This is a genomic window from Necropsobacter rosorum, assembly GCF_964241405.1.
Lineage (GTDB): Bacteria > Pseudomonadota > Gammaproteobacteria > Enterobacterales > Pasteurellaceae > Necropsobacter > Necropsobacter rosorum.
Window position 1 is genome coordinate 160,537 of record NZ_CAXSXF010000001.1, and the last position, 16,179, is coordinate 176,715.

The window sequence follows — 16,179 nt, forward strand, 5'->3', positions numbered from 1 at the left end:
TCGGCAAGCCGCCGATATTCACTTTTTCTGTCATCTTATTCGCCCAAATCCCGTTTAAATACCAATTCATGGTTTGTCGATGCCGCACGGTCAAACCAATAACCGCCCAAATCAAAATCTTTCAGCTGCTCAACGGCGGTCAATCGGTGCTGAATGATGTAACGGCACATTAAACCGCGGGCTTTTTTGGCATAGAAACTGATGACTTTATAGCGACCGTTTTTATTGTCGAGAAAAACCGGTTTCACAATATCCGCTTTCAGCCCCTTTTCCTGCACGGCTTTATAATATTCATCGGAGGCCAGATTAATCAGCAGGTTGTCGCCCTGCTCGTCCAGCGCCTGCCGCAGGGAGCGGGTAATAATATCGCCCCAGAAATGATACAAATCACGCCCCTGTGCATTGGCAAGTTTAGCGCCCATTTCCAGACGATAAGGCTGCATTAGATCCAGCGGACGCAGCAGCCCGTATAAGCCGGACAACATTCTTAAATGCCGCTGTGCAAACCGAATATCCTCGCGCGACAGGCTTTCTGCCGCCAGCCCGGTATAAACATCGCCTTTGAAGGCATAAATCGCCGCGCGGGCGTTTTGTTCGTCATGATGTTTCTGCCATTGTGCAAAACGGGCGACATTTAAGCCCGCCAGTTTATCGCTGATCGACATCAGAGAGGCAAGTTGTGCCGGCGAAAGCTGACGGCAAAGCGCAATCAACTGTTCGCTGTAATCGGTTAAGTGCGGTTGAGAAAATTCGAATTTCGGCACCGCACTTTTGAAATCAAGGGTTTTCGCCGGAGAAATAATCGCGAGCATACTTCTTCCTTTTTATCTTTGTTATTCAACGGTTAACGGCAGCTGCCAATCGATAACCGGTAAATTATGCTGTTGTAAATACTGATTGGTTTTGGAGAAATGCCGACAGCCTAAAAAACCGCGGTGAGCGGAAAGCGGGGAAGGATGCGGCGCCGACAAAACGCAGTGTTTCGCGCGATCGATAAACTGCCCTTTACGCTGCGCATGGCTGCCCCATAACAGAAAAACCAAATGCTCCCGCTGCCGGTTTAAGGCGTTGATCACATGATCGGTAAAGGTTTCCCAGCCGAAATTGGCGTGGGAATGCGCCCGCCCGCGTTCGACCGTTAATACGGTATTGAGCAGCAGCACGCCCTGCTGCGCCCATTGCGCCAGATAACCGTGCTGCGGAATCTGAAAACCGGCAATATCAGCGGCAAGCTCTTTATACATATTGACTAACGAAGGCGGCGGCACGATGCCCGGCTTCACCGAAAACGCCAGCCCGTGCGCCTGATTAGGCCCGTGGTACGGATCCTGCCCTAAAATCACTACCTTAACCTGATCAAACTCCGTCAGTTTAAACGCATTAAACACCTCGGCGGCCGGCGGATAAACCGTTTTCCCCATCGCTCTTTCGTGCTGTACCTGCTGTAAAATATGCTGAAAGTAGGGTTGTTCTTTTTCTTTGCCGATTGCGTCTTTCCAGGTTTTCATATCACGCCTTATCCATTTATAATAGTGCAGAGATTATAAATAACCTGAGCTGAAATTAATAGTTCGTATTTGGAATAAATTGTTAAAATAAGGTTAAATAAAAGTTAATAAATATATCACAAGAATGCCTGTTCTTGTCGCAAAGTTGATGCATGTCAAAACATCTATTTTTCTTACAGTAAATTAATCTGATCCATATCAAAATAATTGAAAAGATAAAATTTCTTGATAAAATTTAGCCCAACTTAGCTTAATTAACACACAGCCAATCAGGAGGCACTTTATGATTAAAGGTATTCAAATTACTCAAGCTGCTAACGACAATTTATTAAACTCATTCTGGTTACTGGACAGCGAAAAAGGCGAAGCCCGTTGTTTGGCGGCCAAAGCGCAATACACGGAAGATCAGGTGGTTGCAGTGAGCGAATTAGGTCAAATCGAATATCGCGAATTACCGGTTGACGTCGCACCAACCGTCAAAGTTGAAGGCGGTCAGCACTTAAACGTTAACGTATTACGTCGCGAAACCTTGGAAGATGCAGTAAAACACCCGGAAAAATATCCGCAGCTGACCATCCGCGTTTCAGGCTATGCCGTGCGTTTCAACTCCCTGACACCGGAACAACAACGCGATGTTATCACCCGTACTTTCACGGAAAGTTTGTAATTTCTCGCTAAAATTTGCTTATTACGCTCCGCCCACTATCTGCGGAGCGTTTTTTATCTCTTGAATTTTTTAAGTAAACTCAAAATATTTTTCTATCCAAGCACATTGTGTACTGGCTTGTGGTAAATCATTCCTTCCTAAATTCTTCAATTAATTGCACGATAATGCTTTTCTGCGAATGACTAAGCTCTAACCAAGTTCTATCCAATTCATCCTGATTCCATTCAACACTATCCATACAATCCGCAAAAAAATAGCTAATTGGTGTTTTTAAAAACGTCGCAATCGCCACTAAATGCGCCACGTTGATTTTGTTGGTACCGCGTTCATAGCGAGAAAGTTGGGGCTGGGAAATATCCACATATTCGGAGAGTTTTTCAGCGGTAAAACCAAGCTCTTTGCGCTTTTTCTGAATCCGCTGACCGACTAATTTATCAATTTCACTTGGAACAAATTTTGCCATATCTCTACACTTAAAATATTCAATAAGTGCATATTTATAGTTATTTTCATTCTTGTAAAAAGCCACACAAAGGAATATAATGACAAAAATTATTCATTTATGTAATAAAACAAAGTAAGGAGCCTAAAAATGAATAAACTGAAAGCAATTTGGAATTTTTTATTTGGATTTAAAGGAAGAATCGGAAGATTGCATTTTGCGATTTTTTTACCCTTCTTAGTAATTTCATTTATGATATTCAATATGTTAGCCTTTGTTTCTTCAAAAGTACTCGCTCTTTCCTCGATAAAACAAACCAATACATACGAAATTATTCAAGCGATTGCTATTCTGCTCATAAGTTTTGTTTTTTATATACTTCTAAAGTATTCACATATTGTAAGACGCGTACATGACTACAATAAGTCTATAGGAAGCAGTGTGTTAGGCTCGACTATTATCATTTGTGAAATTTTGGTAACATTCCTCTCACTCCTTTCTTCTTTCATTTTAACTTCACATTCTCTTGAAGATATATATATAGCAATTACCTTACTAGGTTTCATAGGGTTAATCTGCCTTATTTCACTTATTTTTATAAAAGGGACAAAAGGTGAAAACCAATTTGGCAAAGAGCCTATTCCATTTTGGAAAAAACAAAACTCTGCATCACAACAGGAGTAAATTATGCATAAAGTAGGAAAATTAATGTTTTTAGCGATTGGTCTAGGGACTTCAAGTATGGCTTTAGCTGATTGGGACTCTGCCTATTATGAAGGTCAGGAAGATTGTCAATACCCATATTGTAGATGTACTTATTCCGTATATAACGGCTATCGATTTACTATTACAATAAGAGAAAATTACTGCCCATATAGTATCCAAGTTGATTTAGAACGGGGAAAATGGAAAAAATAAAATAAGCATTAGAATTTGATTAAATTGCGAAAACGATAGCAAACCTCAAGAATGTTTGAAGATTTATTTAAAAAGATTACACCTTCTTGAAAGAAGAAGTATAAGACAATATAGAAGATTTTAATTTTTATCTCTCTAAATGTCAAAGGTAAAGAACTATATGAAATCCTATACAGTTTAAAAGCCGGAATACTGAAAAAATACAACGCTAACTAGTAATTGCTGAAATTGAGATTACGCTTGAGACATTTTATTGCTTCATAAATTATGAGTCACATGGTTTGTCATTTGGCTCAAATTCAAAGTCAAAATGAGCCGAATAATTTCGTTATTCGGCTCATTCTATTTTTTAGTGCCAGAACGTCGAAAAAATGCGACACTTGGTTTGGTAAATACAATACGAATAAAAATTTACTAAAAAATTACCGCACTTTCCGCTATTCATATAGCGTACTCCTTGCTATTCAGGTACAATCCACCAGTTAAACTTTAGTGAAATCATGCTAACTGAAATATGAAGAACATACGTAACTTTTCTATTATTGCACATATTGACCACGGTAAATCCACCTTGTCGGATCGGCTGATTCAAACCTGCGGCGGGTTGTCTGATCGCGAAATGGCGGAGCAGGTGCTGGATTCCATGGATTTGGAACGTGAACGCGGAATTACTATTAAAGCCCAAAGCGTCACGTTAAATTATCGGGCTAAAAACGGCGAAACCTATCAACTGAATTTTATCGACACGCCGGGGCATGTTGACTTTTCTTACGAAGTATCCCGTTCTCTCGCCGCCTGTGAAGGTGCGCTGCTGGTGGTTGATGCCGGTCAGGGCGTGGAGGCGCAGACGCTGGCGAACTGTTATACCGCTATTGAAATGAATCTGGAAGTGGTTCCGATTTTAAATAAAATCGACCTGCCCGCCGCCGATCCGGAACGTGTCGCGGAAGAAATTGAAGATATTGTGGGAATCGATGCGCTGGATGCGGTGCGCTGTTCCGCCAAAACCGGGGTCGGTATCGAAGCGGTGCTGGAAGAAATCGTGCGCAAAATTCCTGCTCCGCAAGGCGATCCCGACGCACCGTTGCAAGCACTGATTATTGACTCTTGGTTTGATAATTATCTCGGCGTCGTCTCGCTGGTGCGGATTAAAAACGGTACGCTGCGCAAAGGCGATAAAATCAAAGTGATGTCCACCGGTCAGTCCTATAATGTCGACCGTCTGGGTATTTTCACCCCGAAACAAGTGGATACCGAACAGCTCAACTGCGGCGAAGTGGGTTGGGTAGTCTGTGCGATTAAAGATATTCTGGGGGCGCCGGTGGGCGATACCCTGACCTTACACAATCGCCCGGCAAGCTCGGTTTTACCGGGGTTTAAGAAAGTCAAACCGCAGGTTTACGCCGGCTTATTCCCGATCAGCTCCGATGATTATGAAGCCTTCCGCGATGCGCTGGGCAAACTGAGCCTGAACGATGCTTCTCTATTTTACGAACCGGAGAACTCCAGCGCGCTCGGTTTCGGTTTCCGCTGCGGTTTCCTCGGTTTGCTGCATATGGAAATCATTCAAGAGCGGCTGGAACGTGAATATAATCTGGATCTGATTACCACCGCACCGACCGTTGTCTATGAAGTGGAACTGACCAACGGCGAAGTGGTGTATGTGGACAGCCCGGCGAAACTGCCGCCGCTGAATAATATTGCGGAAATTCGCGAACCGATCGCCGAATGCAACATGCTGCTGCCGCAAAGTTATCTCGGTAATGTTATCACCCTTTGCGTGGAAAAACGCGGCGTGCAGACCAATATGGTATATCACGGCAATCAGGTCGCCTTGACTTATGAAATTCCGATGGGCGAAGTGGTGCTGGATTTCTTTGATCGCCTCAAATCCACTTCGCGCGGTTACGCCTCGCTGGATTACGGCTTTAAACGTTTTCAGGCAGCGGACATGGTGCGCGTGGATATTATGATCAACGGCGAACGGGTGGACGCGCTGGCATTAATCGTGCACAAAGATAACGCCCCGTACCGCGGCCGCGAACTGGTGGAAAAAATGCGCGAACTGATCCCGCGCCAGCAATTCGATATTGCCATTCAGGCCGCCATCGGCAACCACATTATTGCCCGTTCGACGGTTAAACAGCTGCGTAAAAACGTGCTGGCGAAATGCTACGGCGGCGATGTCAGCCGGAAGAAAAAGCTGTTGCAGAAACAGAAGGAAGGTAAGAAGCGCATGAAATCCTTAGGCAACGTGGAAGTGCCGCAGGAAGCGTTTCTGGCCATCTTACATGTGGGCAAAGATAAGTAAGGAATCATCAATGTCTAAATCAAATCTCGCTTTTATCATTCTGATTGCGGTCGGCTACGCGCTCTGGAAACTGCTTGATCATCTGGCGCTGCCGAATACCTTTACGATTTTATTGATTTTATTGACCGCACTTTGCGGCATATTATGGTGCTATCACCGCTTCGCCGTTTTGCCGAAACGCGCCAGACAAATCGCGCGCGCGGAACAACGCAGCGGCAAAACCCTAACCGACGCAGAAAAAAGTCAAATCGAACCGATCTCCGAAGGCGCGGAGTTTTTAGCCTCGCTGTTTCCGGTACTGGCTTTTGTGCTGATTCTGCGCTCCTTTCTGTTCGAACCGTTTCAGATTCCCTCCGGCTCGATGGAACCGACTTTACGCGTGGGCGATTTCCTGCTGGTGGAAAAATACGCCTACGGGATTAAAGATCCGGTGTTGCAGAACACGATCATCGAAACGGGCAAACCGCAGCGCGGCGATATTATCGTCTTTAAAGCGCCGCCGGAGCCGAATGTGGATTATATCAAACGCATCGTCGGCATTCCCGGCGACCGGATTCAGTATAACGAAGTGGATCGCCACATCACGCTGACCTACGGAAAAGACGGCAAAGAATGTACCGCCGATTGCATCAGCAAAGAGTTTGATTACAGCACGCCGCAGGAAGATACGGATTTCAACATTATCGTCGGACAGGATAACGCCGGCCTGCCGATTTACAGCAATCTGCATCCGCTGAAACTTACCGAAAGCGGCGATGTGACGCATCAGATTCACTGGGATCCGCAGCCGCCGAACGCCACCTATATGTACCGCGATTACGATTCGCAGCAAAATTATATTACCGAATGGGTGGTGCCGGAGGGTGAATATTTCGTGATGGGCGATAACCGCAATCACAGCGCAGACAGCCGCTTCTGGGGCTTTGTACCGGAAAAAAACATCGTCGGTAAAGCCTCGTATATTTGGTTGAGTCTGGACAAAAAACAAGGCGAGTGGCCGACCGGCATCCGAACCGAACGTATGTTCAGCAAAATCCGATAATCCTTATGAAAAATTTAGAACGACTACAACACAAAATCAATTACCGGTTTAACCGCAGCGCACTGTTAAAACAGGCGCTGACACACCGCAGCGCGGCGAAAAATCACAATGAGCGGCTGGAATTTCTGGGCGACGCCATCCTCAATTACACCATTGCCGACGCCTTATATCACCAGTTTCCACACTGTGACGAAGGGGAACTCAGCCGCATGCGCGCCACCTTGGTGCGCGAGCCGACCCTGGCCGAACTGGCGCGGGAATTTGAACTGGGCGATAATATGCTGTTAGGCCCCGGCGAGCTGAAAAGCGGCGGTTTTCGTCGTGAATCCATTCTTGCCGACTGCGTGGAAGCCATTATCGGCGCCATTTCGCAGGACAGCGATCTCAACACCGCCACCGCCACCGTTCGCATCTGGTATCAATCGCTGCTGCGAGACATCAAACCGGGCGATAATCAGAAAGACGCCAAAACCCGCCTGCAGGAATATCTACAGGGCCATCGCCTGCCCCTGCCGACCTATCATGTGGTGAATATTCAGGGCGAAGCGCATTGCCAGACCTTTACGGTGCAATGTAACGTGCAAAATATCGACCGCACTTTCAGCGCGACCGGCTCAAGCCGGCGTAAGGCGGAACAGGCCGTGGCGGAACAAATATTGAAACAACTGGACATCAAATGACATCAACACACCAAACTGACACGCCTGAAACCTATTGCGGTTTTATCGCCATTGTCGGGCGTCCGAATGTGGGCAAATCCACATTATTAAACAAAATTCTGGGGCAGAAAATCTCCATTACCTCGCGCAAAGCGCAAACCACCCGCCACCGCATTGTCGGCATTCACACCGAAGGCGCCTATCAGGCTGTGTATGTGGATACGCCGGGCCTGCATATTGAAGAAAAGCGCGCCATTAACCGTTTGATGAACCGTGCCGCCAGCAGCGCCATCGGCGATGTGGATCTGATTATTTTTGTGGTGGACGGTACCCACTGGAACGATGACGATGAAATGGTGCTGAACAAACTGCGTCAGGCCAAAGCGCCGGTGGTCTTGGCGATCAATAAAATCGACAACATCAAACACAAAGACGAACTGCTGCCGTTTATTACGCAGCTCAGTGCAAAATTCGATTTTAAAGACATTGTGCCGATTTCGGCCCAGCGCGGCAACAACGTGCAGAATCTGCAAAAAATCGTGCGCGGCTCCCTGCGCAAAGGCATTCACCACTTTCCGGAAGATTATGTCACCGACCGTTCGCAGCGCTTTATGGCCTCGGAAATTATCCGCGAAAAACTGATGCGTTTTATGGGCGAAGAATTGCCTTATGCCGTCACGGTGGAAATCGAGCAGTTCAAAACCAACGAACGCGGCACTTATGAAATCAATGGATTGATTTTAGTCGAGCGCGAAGGCCAAAAGAAAATGGTTATCGGCAATAAGGGACAAAAAATCAAAGTGATCGGCACCGAAGCCCGCGCAGATATGGAGCGCCTGTTTGACAATAAAGTGCATCTGGAACTGTGGGTGAAAGTCAAATCCGGCTGGGCGGACGACGAACGTGCGCTGCGCAGTCTGGGTTATATGGACGATTAGCGCCGACATATAAACGCAGAAAACGGGGCGAGGTTATTTCGCCCTGTTTTTTTATCTGCCGTCAAACCCGATCGCGCTTAGCAGTGCCGACAATTGACGGGCGAATGCCGCCGGATTCTCTTTATGCGCGTTATGCCCGGCGGCCGGAATCCGGGTCAGCGGCAACCCGCTCTGTTCGGCCATGCGGCAGAATTTTTCATCTTTTTCGCCGCAGAAATAAAAAATCGGCCATAAATTCGACCGCACTTTGGCGCGAAAATCCGGCTGTTTGGCAAGGGAGGTGGCGCGCAGCATGCGGGCAATGTTCTCGCCGCAATTCGCCGCCCGTTCACGGACTAACGCCTCGCGCTGATCTTCATGCAAATGGGCAAACACGCCCTGCCGATACCAATCCTGCAACACTTGCTGCGGCGGCTGTGTAGCAAAACGCTGCGCCCAGCGACAATCATGTTGCCAGCGCGCCTGTTTTTCCGGCGCCGATTGCAGCCCCAGATTTGCGCCTTCTAAAATCAGCCCCTGTAAATTGCCCTTGGCGCATTGTGCCTGCAACGCATAATATAAGGCTATCCGCCCGCCCAGCGAATAGCCCACCACAACATACGGGCGCCGCCCCACTGTTCGTTTAATGTTATCCGCCAGCCAATCCGCGCTCTGTTCAAAATCGTCAACCGCGATATTGCGCGCTTTACCGTGATAAGGCAAATCCAGCGCAATGCAGTCAAAGTGCGGTAGTTTTTCAATCAGTTTCCGCCAGTCGGCAGCGTTGCCGAGCAAGCCGTGCAGAAACACCAGGCAGGGCATCTCAGGCTCCGATAACGGCGTAACTGATCTGTTCGATCAGGCGTTTATAAATATTGCTGCCGTCGCTGGAGGCGACTTTGATCTCAATTAATGTGGTTTCGCGGCGCGAATAGGCATGTTTCAGCACCGAACTCAGATCCGCCCAAGTATAAGGACGGGCGTATTTCAGATCGAACATTGATGCCGCCTGCGAAAATTCCAGATTGTGCGGCATGCGGTAAAAACGATCTTTTAAGTCGGCGTCAACCGGCAGCATATCGAAAATCGCCCCACCGTTATTATTGATAATAAAAATAATCGTCGGTTGGTTGACATATTTAAACAATGCCAGCGAATTCAGATCATAAAGCGCGGAAGTATCGCCGATCATCGCCACCAAAGGCTGATTGGCGCCGACACCGAGCCCGGCGGCGGTGGCAAGCAGACCGTCAATGCCACTGGCACCGCGGTTGGTATAAACCGGATAGCCCTCCGGCAGCTTGGTCAGCGCGTCCACCAGACGCACAAATAAACTGTTGCCCAAAAACAGAATTCCGTTATTCGGCAATATCCGTTCGATATGATGAGCCAGCGACGCCTCGTTCAGATTGCCGCCAACTTGCTGTTCCACAAAGGTGGCGCAGAATTTTGCCAGCGCTAAAGGTTCAAGCAGCCAAGGCTTTTGCCGCAGCGGCGGATGGGCGCGCAGCCAGTGGTGAATTTTGGCATTAAAACGGGTATGCGCGTGATGATAAGGATCCACCGCCTTGCCGCTTTCTTCCACCACCCAGTATTCACCGTGAAATTCACTTAAAAACTGATTAATGCGCTTGCTGATAAATCGGGAACCGAGCTGAATCACAATATCGGCATCCAGCAATTTTTTTCTTACGGTTTGATTGGCAAGCCAGATATCCGCATACGGCAGGCTGGGTTCGACACCGGACTGAATGTCCGTCAGCAAAATCCAGCCCATGGTATTCGCCCAGGCGCTGATGCCCATCGCTTGTTCCAACGGCATTTTGCCCGCCACAATCACCCCGCGCTTAGTGCGCCAGTGATCCCAGTGTTCGTGCATCAACACTTCCTGTTGCAACGGCAAATGAACGCTGCGGGCTTTGTGCTGGCTCAACCAGCGCTGCACCTTCGCCAGCCAAGGGTGGCTATCGATTTCCTCGGGTTTCGCCGCATACAAGGGTTCGGCGAACGGCACATTGATATGCACTACGCCCGCCTGCCGTTTTTGCCGGTAACAGGCCTGTTCCAGCACGGAAATCAGCCAGTCCGCCGCATAATCCTCACTTGGACGCGGCAAATTCAGCGCAGCGATCGGATAATCGGCGAACATATGCGCCTGCACAATCGCCTGATTCGCGCCGCATTCCAGCAATTCCAGCGGACGATCGGCGGTTAATACGATTAAATTCACCGCACTTTGGCGCGCCTCCACAATGGCGGGATACAAATTCGCCGCCGCGGTGCCGGAGGTGACGATCACCGCCACCGGCGCGCCGACGGCTTTCGCCAGTCCGAGCGCAAAAAAGCCCAGTCCGCGCTCATCAAAATGAGTATGACAAACGGCACGGCGACCATCCTGCAAACGGGCGGCCTCAAGCGTTAACGGGGTGGAACGGGAACCCGGCGCGATACAAAAATGACTCACGCCCTGCCGGACAAGCGTTTCTAAAATCACTTTTGACCAACAACGATTAAATACACTGACAGACATAGTTGTTCTCCGTTTTTCATTCTTGTAATAATGAGACTAATCCTAACGCTTTACGTTCGATCTCCTGCCATTCTAGCAAGGGAACCGAACCTTCAACAATACCCGCGCCGGCAAATACGCGAATTTTATCCCCTTCGATAAAGGCGGAACGAATCGCCACGCAAAATTCCGCCCGCGCCGCCTCCATGATGCCTAATGCGCCGGCATACCAATCGCGATTAAACCCTTCCGTGCGGCGTAAAAAATCCAGCGCCGCCTGCTGAGGCAGACCGGCGACCGCGGCCGTCGGATGTATCGCCCGCAGACAGGTGTCATCCCCATAGCCGCTGTGCAGCTCGGCAACGATACGGCGTCTTAAATGCTGTACCTGACGCAGCCGTTTTAAGCCCAGTTCGGACACCGTCAAGCGACGGACATAGGGCTGTAGCTTGTGCCGGATATCATCCGCCACCAGTTGATTTTCATAAATATTTTTCTGATCCTGCAACAGCCATTGCCCCTGCTGACGGTTAAACTGCGCATCATCCGTCATCAGTGCCGTGCCGGCCAGCGCTTCGGTTTCCAGTTGTGTGCCTTCGCGCTGATATAAACGTTCCGGCGGCGAACCGACAAAGGCGCGCTCGGCATCCCACGCCCATAAAAAATGGTAACAGCCCAGATTGCGACGTTCGCTTTCCGCCAGAAAATCCTTGGCGTTCAGGCGGTGTGCCGTCTGAAAACAGGTTTCGTTCGCCAGTACGCTTTTGCGCAGTTCGCCGCCGCGAATCGCCTCCAGCGCCCGTTCGACCCATTGACACCAATCGGTCTGCGTCGCTTTTTGCGCGCACAGGCGGATTGTCTGGCGAACCGGGCAAAGTGCGGTCGTTTTATCAAACGTTTCCAGACAGCGCAACGCCGCCTGACATTCCTGCCGCAGCGGTTTGTCGTTATCAATAAACAGACTGACCGTCAATCGATTGTCCTGTTGGCGCAGCAACAGGCGCGGCAGAAAAAACTCGCCTTCGCCGTAAAATTTCAGGCCGCCGAGCAAAGGCAGCGCCAGCCGGCGCACAAAACGCTGCGCCAGATCCGGAGTCAAAAATGACCGCACTTTTCCTAACGCGGCGATTTGCCGGTGGCTGTCACGGCAATGAAAATAGAATTGGGGATAACTCTGCTGCGCTTTCAACCAACTCAGCATTTCCGCCGTCACCGCGGCCTCTATCCGAATCTCGCTGATTGGCCGCGTCTGCGGCTGATGAAGGCGAATCCGTTCCATTAACCGGTTCTTGATCGATTGCAAATTATCCATTGAGAAAAGCGTTGTTTTTAGCGATGAAATAAGTTAAAAATAAGCGTTAATTCTACCGCACTTTATAAGAATTTTTTACAAAATCTTTTCATCTTAAAAAAATAAGCGTAAAGTGCGGTGACAAAAACGCCATTTCCGTGCGCGAAGCGTGTCGAGTGCGGTATAACACGTCATTGACGGCCATTGTGCTTTCTCAATCACAAAGATATAAGGATTATCACCATGAAAACATTTCCTAAATCCGATAAGCTGGAACACGTCTGTTACGATATCCGCGGACCGGTACATAAAGAGGCGCTGCGGCTGGAAGAGGAAGGCAATAAAATCTTAAAACTGAATATCGGCAACCCCGCGCCTTTCGGCTTTGAGGCGCCGGATGAAATTCTGGTGGATATTCTGCGCAACCTGCCCGCCGCGCAAGGCTATTGCGATTCCAAAGGGCTGTATTCCGCGCGTAAAGCCATCGTGCAGTATTATCAGTCGAAAGGTATTCACGGTGCCACGGTCAACGATGTGTATATCGGCAACGGCGTTTCCGAGCTGATTATGATAGCCATGCAGGCGTTATTGAATAACGGCGACGAGGTGTTGATCCCAATGCCGGATTATCCGTTATGGACAGCGGCGGCAACGCTGGCGGGCGGTAAGGCGGTGCATTATCTGTGTGACGAACAGGCCGGCTGGTTTCCGGATATTGACGATATCAACAGCAAAATCACCACGCGCACTAAGGCGATTGTTATCATTAACCCGAATAATCCGACCGGTGCGGTGTACAGTAAAGCGCTGCTTGAACAGATCGTAGAAACGGCGCGCCGGCATAATCTGATTATCTTTGCCGATGAGATTTACGACAAAATTCTGTATGACGATGCGCAACATCATCACATTGCCGCACTAGCGCCGGATTTACTCACCATTACCCTTAACGGCCTGTCGAAAGCTTATCGGGTCGCCGGTTTCCGGCAGGGCTGGATGATTCTCAACGGGCCGAAAAAGAACGCCAAAGGCTATATCGAAGGGCTAGATATGCTGGCGTCCATGCGTCTGTGCGCCAATCATCCGATGCAGCATGCCATTCAAACCGCACTGGGCGGTTATCAAAGCATCAATGAATTTATTCTGCCGGGCGGGCGTTTGCTGGAACAGCGCAACAAAGCCTTTGAACTGATTAATCAGATTCCGGGCGTCAGCTGCGTTAAGCCGATGGGCGCGTTGTATATGTTCCCGAAAATCGACAGCAAAAAATTCAATATTTACGATGATGAAAAAATGGTGCTGGATTTATTGCGGCAGGAAAAAGTGTTGCTGGTACATGGACGCGGTTTTAACTGGCACGAGCCGGATCATTTCCGTATCGTCACCTTGCCTTATGTCCACCAGATCGAAGCCGCATTGACCAAATTTGCCCGTTTTTTACAGCATTATCGGCAATAGGCCGTGCAATCCCGTCGCCTAACCGCCGCTGCAACATAAAAACGGCGGTTTTTTAGTCGCCGAAATCCGGCGGTAAATGATGCAGCATGGATTTCCAGATCCCGCTGCTGCGCTCGCGGTTTTCATTCAGATAAGCGGCGGCTTTGTCTGCATCCCCTGCCTGACAACTGTCCCGTAATGCCTGATAAAACTGCAAAGTAAACTTTCTTGACTGTGCTTCGGAAAAGAATAACGAGGCGACCTGATGATATAACTCTTTAAAACTGTTTAAAATCAGCCCGTATACCGGCTTATTGGCCACAAAGGTGAAACTGCGGTATAAATTATAGTCGAATTCCGCATAAGCCTGCGGGGTATCTTCCAACTGCGGCAGGTTTTTAAATAAGGCCAGCGAGGCGGCCGCATCCAGTTGAATGGCTTCGGGAATATAATGTTCCCCCATTCGGGTACGCAGCGACACCACGTTGGTAATAATCACCGGAATGATGGATTTGTCCAGCTGAATCAAGGTGCGGATAATATTCGGCCCGGCCGTTTCCCACACATTGTTGACCCGGGTCGGTTTACCGTGCTGAATAATCAGCCAGCCGTCGCGCGCCAAACGTTGCAGCACCTCGCGCAGTGTGGTTCTGGTGACGCCGATTTTATCCGCCAGTTCCCGTTCGGCCGGCAGATCCGAGCCCGGCGGAAAATGATTATTCCAGATGCTTTTAACAATATATTCTTCGGCCAGACCGGCAGGGCTCTGCGCTTTGAGCAGCGGTTGATGATTATTCATGCGTTTCTTCTATATGAGATTGAAAAAATTGTGATATAGATAACAAAATAAAGATTTCTTATTATCCTTGAAAGCAGTATATATTACAATTACATGGATGCATTTTTTTATGTTAAGGTTGTAAATATTATGAGTTATACACAAGCATTTCTTAAAAACTTTTTAGGTTCCAGCCCCGATTGGTATAAATTATCTATTGTCGGGTTTCTTATTCTGAATCCGTTATTATTTTTTTTCGTCAGTCCCTTTCTTGCCGGTTGGGTGTTAGTCGCACAATTTATTTTTACCCTCGCCATGGCATTAAAATGCTATCCGTTGCAACCGGGCGGGCTGCTGGCGCTGGAAGCGGTGATCATCGGCATGACCAAGCCGGAACATGTGAAAGCCGAAATTATGGCTAACTTTGAAGTGATTCTGCTGCTGATGTTTATGGTCGCCGGCATCTATTTCATGAAACAACTGCTCTTATTCGTGTTCACCAAACTGCTGCTCAGCATCCGCTCCAAACTGGTACTTTCCCTTTCTTTTTGTCTCAGCGCCGCGTTTCTCTCCGCCTTCCTGGATGCGCTGACCGTCGTGGCGGTGATTATCAGCGTCGGTATGGGCTTTTACGGGGTATATCATAAAGTCGCCTCCGGAAAAAACTTCGACGATTCCGATGATATCAATGATGACAAACATATCGGCAATCGAAAAGAAACGCTGGAACAATTCAGAGCGTTTCTGCGCAGCCTGATGATGCACGCGGCAGTGGGTACCGCACTGGGCGGCGTCATGACTATGGTGGGCGAACCGCAGAACCTGATTATCGCGGAACAGGCGAAATGGGGCTTCGGCGAATTTTTCCTGCGCATGAGTCCGGTTACCGTGCCGGTATTGGTATGCGGCGTGCTGACCTGCGTATTGGTAGAAAAATTTCGTTTATTCGGTTACGGCGCAAAACTGCCGCGTAAAGTCTGGGGCGTATTAGCCAGATTTGATCGCAGCCGCGAACTGAAAATGAACAAGCAGGAACGCATTAAACTGGTGATTCAGGCGCTGGTCGGCATTTGGCTGGTTATCGGTCTGGCCTTTCATCTGGCGGCGGTCGGGCTTATCGGTTTAAGTATTATCATTTTCTGCACCGCACTTTGCGGCGTAACCAGCGAACATGCTCTGGGCAAAGCGTTTCAGGAATCCTTACCGTTTACCGCCCTGCTGGTCGTATTTTTCTCTGTGGTCGCCGTGATTATCGACCAGCAACTATTCGCACCGATCATTCATTTTGTTTTGTCTGCCAGCGAAAGCGCACAATTAATCCTGTTCTATATCTTCAACGGTGTACTGTCCGCGATTTCGGATAACGTATTCGTCGCCACGGTTTACATCAACGAAGCCAAAACCGCACTGGAACAGGGCGTCATTTCCCTAGGACAGTTCGAACTTATCGCGGTGGCGATCAACACCGGGACGAACCTGCCGTCGGTTGCCACACCGAACGGACAGGCGGCATTTTTATTCTTGCTCACTTCATCATTGGCACCGCTTATCCGCTTGTCTTACGGCAAAATGGTTTATATGGCATTGCCATACACCATTGTACTGTCATTGATAGGCCTACTTGCGGTAGAATATGTGCTGCCGGCGGTCACTCAGATGCTGACGCAGCTGGGGCTAATCATGCCGGTATAATGAAAAGA

At 48.7% G+C, this 16,179-nt stretch carries 16 protein-coding genes; 9 read left to right on the forward strand and 7 right to left on the reverse strand.

What is annotated here, in order from left to right; all coding sequences use genetic code 11:
* Positions 1–35: 35 nt before the first annotated feature.
* Complete coding sequence (gene yaaA, locus ACESOH_RS00730) at positions 36–812, reverse strand: peroxide stress protein YaaA (RefSeq protein ID WP_373099020.1); 777 nt, start codon at positions 810–812, stop codon at positions 36–38.
* Between the two features lie 21 nt (positions 813–833).
* Positions 834–1,508 carry a uracil-DNA glycosylase gene (gene ung / locus ACESOH_RS00735; RefSeq protein ID WP_032092548.1) on the reverse strand — a complete coding sequence of 225 codons (675 nt, stop codon included), beginning with the start codon at positions 1,506–1,508 and terminating at the stop codon, positions 834–836.
* A gap of 283 nt (positions 1,509–1,791) precedes the next feature.
* On the opposite strand from ung, the gene grcA reads away from it, so the two are divergent.
* Positions 1,792–2,175: an autonomous glycyl radical cofactor GrcA gene (gene grcA / locus ACESOH_RS00740; RefSeq protein WP_373099021.1), complete on the forward strand. Its 384-nt coding sequence runs from the start codon at positions 1,792–1,794 to the stop codon at positions 2,173–2,175.
* 127 nt (positions 2,176–2,302) lie between these two features.
* On the opposite strand, the gene ACESOH_RS00745 is transcribed toward grcA, so the two are convergent.
* The gene (locus tag ACESOH_RS00745; RefSeq protein WP_373099022.1) at positions 2,303–2,638 is read right to left on the reverse strand and encodes a helix-turn-helix domain-containing protein; all 336 of its coding nucleotides are present in this window, start codon (positions 2,636–2,638) and stop codon (positions 2,303–2,305) included.
* 129 nt (positions 2,639–2,767) lie between these two features.
* On the opposite strand from ACESOH_RS00745, the gene ACESOH_RS00750 reads away from it, so the two are divergent.
* The 6 genes from ACESOH_RS00750 to era all read left to right on the forward strand — a co-directional run bounded on the left by ACESOH_RS00750 (position 2,768) and on the right by era (position 8,485).
* Complete coding sequence (locus tag ACESOH_RS00750; protein WP_373099024.1) at positions 2,768–3,301, forward strand: DUF805 domain-containing protein; 534 nt, start codon at positions 2,768–2,770, stop codon at positions 3,299–3,301.
* A 3-nt stretch (positions 3,302–3,304) separates the two neighbouring features.
* A complete protein-coding gene (locus ACESOH_RS00755) occupies positions 3,305–3,535 on the forward strand; it encodes a hypothetical protein (RefSeq protein WP_373099025.1) in 231 nt (76 codons plus the stop codon).
* A 514-nt stretch (positions 3,536–4,049) separates the two neighbouring features.
* Positions 4,050–5,846: a translation elongation factor 4 gene (lepA, locus tag ACESOH_RS00760; RefSeq protein ID WP_373099027.1), complete on the forward strand. Its 1,797-nt coding sequence runs from the start codon at positions 4,050–4,052 to the stop codon at positions 5,844–5,846.
* 10 nt (positions 5,847–5,856) lie between these two features.
* Positions 5,857–6,888 carry a signal peptidase I gene (gene lepB / locus ACESOH_RS00765; protein ID WP_373099029.1) on the forward strand — a complete coding sequence of 344 codons (1,032 nt, stop codon included), beginning with the start codon at positions 5,857–5,859 and terminating at the stop codon, positions 6,886–6,888.
* A 5-nt stretch (positions 6,889–6,893) separates the two neighbouring features.
* On the forward strand, positions 6,894–7,568 hold the full coding sequence (gene rnc / locus ACESOH_RS00770; protein WP_032092544.1) for a ribonuclease III: 675 nt from the start codon (positions 6,894–6,896) through the stop codon (positions 7,566–7,568).
* Complete coding sequence (gene era / locus ACESOH_RS00775) at positions 7,565–8,485, forward strand: GTPase Era (protein WP_032092543.1); 921 nt, start codon at positions 7,565–7,567, stop codon at positions 8,483–8,485. Before rnc ends, era begins: the two co-directional genes overlap by 4 nt.
* Positions 8,486–8,536: 51 nt before the next feature.
* Here the strand turns inward: era and menH are convergent, their stop codons facing one another.
* From menH to ACESOH_RS00790, 3 genes are read right to left on the reverse strand one after another with little or no spacing between them, the layout of a single operon-like run.
* Positions 8,537–9,286, reverse strand: a complete 750-nt coding sequence (menH, locus tag ACESOH_RS00780) for a 2-succinyl-6-hydroxy-2,4-cyclohexadiene-1-carboxylate synthase (protein ID WP_373099031.1) — start codon at positions 9,284–9,286, stop codon at positions 8,537–8,539.
* 1 nt (position 9,287) lies between these two features.
* Complete coding sequence (menD, locus tag ACESOH_RS00785) at positions 9,288–10,994, reverse strand: 2-succinyl-5-enolpyruvyl-6-hydroxy-3-cyclohexene-1-carboxylic-acid synthase (RefSeq protein ID WP_373099033.1); 1,707 nt, start codon at positions 10,992–10,994, stop codon at positions 9,288–9,290.
* A 16-nt stretch (positions 10,995–11,010) separates the two neighbouring features.
* The gene (locus tag ACESOH_RS00790) at positions 11,011–12,285 is read right to left on the reverse strand and encodes an isochorismate synthase (protein WP_373099035.1); all 1,275 of its coding nucleotides are present in this window, start codon (positions 12,283–12,285) and stop codon (positions 11,011–11,013) included.
* A gap of 222 nt (positions 12,286–12,507) precedes the next feature.
* Between ACESOH_RS00790 and ACESOH_RS00795 the strand changes: the two genes are divergently transcribed.
* Entirely contained in the window at positions 12,508–13,722 is a 1,215-nt protein-coding gene (locus ACESOH_RS00795) for a pyridoxal phosphate-dependent aminotransferase (protein ID WP_373099036.1), read from the forward strand.
* A 52-nt stretch (positions 13,723–13,774) separates the two neighbouring features.
* Here ACESOH_RS00795 and fadR read toward each other — a convergent pair whose 3' ends face one another.
* Positions 13,775–14,500: a fatty acid metabolism transcriptional regulator FadR gene (gene fadR, locus ACESOH_RS00800; RefSeq protein ID WP_373099038.1), complete on the reverse strand. Its 726-nt coding sequence runs from the start codon at positions 14,498–14,500 to the stop codon at positions 13,775–13,777.
* 129 nt (positions 14,501–14,629) lie between these two features.
* Between fadR and nhaB the strand changes: the two genes are divergently transcribed.
* Entirely contained in the window at positions 14,630–16,171 is a 1,542-nt protein-coding gene (gene nhaB, locus ACESOH_RS00805) for a Na(+)/H(+) antiporter NhaB (RefSeq protein ID WP_373099040.1), read from the forward strand.
* The last annotated feature ends 8 nt before the right edge of the window (positions 16,172–16,179 follow it).

Bases quoted from the DNA above. Each gene is read 5' to 3' on its own strand.
- yaaA (WP_373099020.1), bottom strand. From the start codon at position 812: ATGCTCGCGATTATTTCTCCGGCGAAAACCCTTGATTTCAAAAGTGCG.
- ung (WP_032092548.1), bottom strand. From the start codon at position 1,508: ATGAAAACCTGGAAAGACGCAATCGGCAAAGAAAAAGAACAACCCTAC.
- grcA (WP_373099021.1), top strand. From the start codon at position 1,792: ATGATTAAAGGTATTCAAATTACTCAAGCTGCTAACGACAATTTATTA.
- ACESOH_RS00745 (WP_373099022.1), bottom strand. From the start codon at position 2,638: ATGGCAAAATTTGTTCCAAGTGAAATTGATAAATTAGTCGGTCAGCGG.
- ACESOH_RS00750 (WP_373099024.1), top strand. From the start codon at position 2,768: ATGAATAAACTGAAAGCAATTTGGAATTTTTTATTTGGATTTAAAGGA.
- ACESOH_RS00755 (WP_373099025.1), top strand. From the start codon at position 3,305: ATGCATAAAGTAGGAAAATTAATGTTTTTAGCGATTGGTCTAGGGACT.
- lepA (WP_373099027.1), top strand. From the start codon at position 4,050: ATGAAGAACATACGTAACTTTTCTATTATTGCACATATTGACCACGGT.
- lepB (WP_373099029.1), top strand. From the start codon at position 5,857: ATGTCTAAATCAAATCTCGCTTTTATCATTCTGATTGCGGTCGGCTAC.
- rnc (WP_032092544.1), top strand. From the start codon at position 6,894: ATGAAAAATTTAGAACGACTACAACACAAAATCAATTACCGGTTTAAC.
- era (WP_032092543.1), top strand. From the start codon at position 7,565: ATGACATCAACACACCAAACTGACACGCCTGAAACCTATTGCGGTTTT.
- menH (WP_373099031.1), bottom strand. From the start codon at position 9,286: ATGCCCTGCCTGGTGTTTCTGCACGGCTTGCTCGGCAACGCTGCCGAC.
- menD (WP_373099033.1), bottom strand. From the start codon at position 10,994: ATGTCTGTCAGTGTATTTAATCGTTGTTGGTCAAAAGTGATTTTAGAA.
- ACESOH_RS00790 (WP_373099035.1), bottom strand. From the start codon at position 12,285: ATGGATAATTTGCAATCGATCAAGAACCGGTTAATGGAACGGATTCGC.
- ACESOH_RS00795 (WP_373099036.1), top strand. From the start codon at position 12,508: ATGAAAACATTTCCTAAATCCGATAAGCTGGAACACGTCTGTTACGAT.
- fadR (WP_373099038.1), bottom strand. From the start codon at position 14,500: ATGAATAATCATCAACCGCTGCTCAAAGCGCAGAGCCCTGCCGGTCTG.
- nhaB (WP_373099040.1), top strand. From the start codon at position 14,630: ATGAGTTATACACAAGCATTTCTTAAAAACTTTTTAGGTTCCAGCCCC.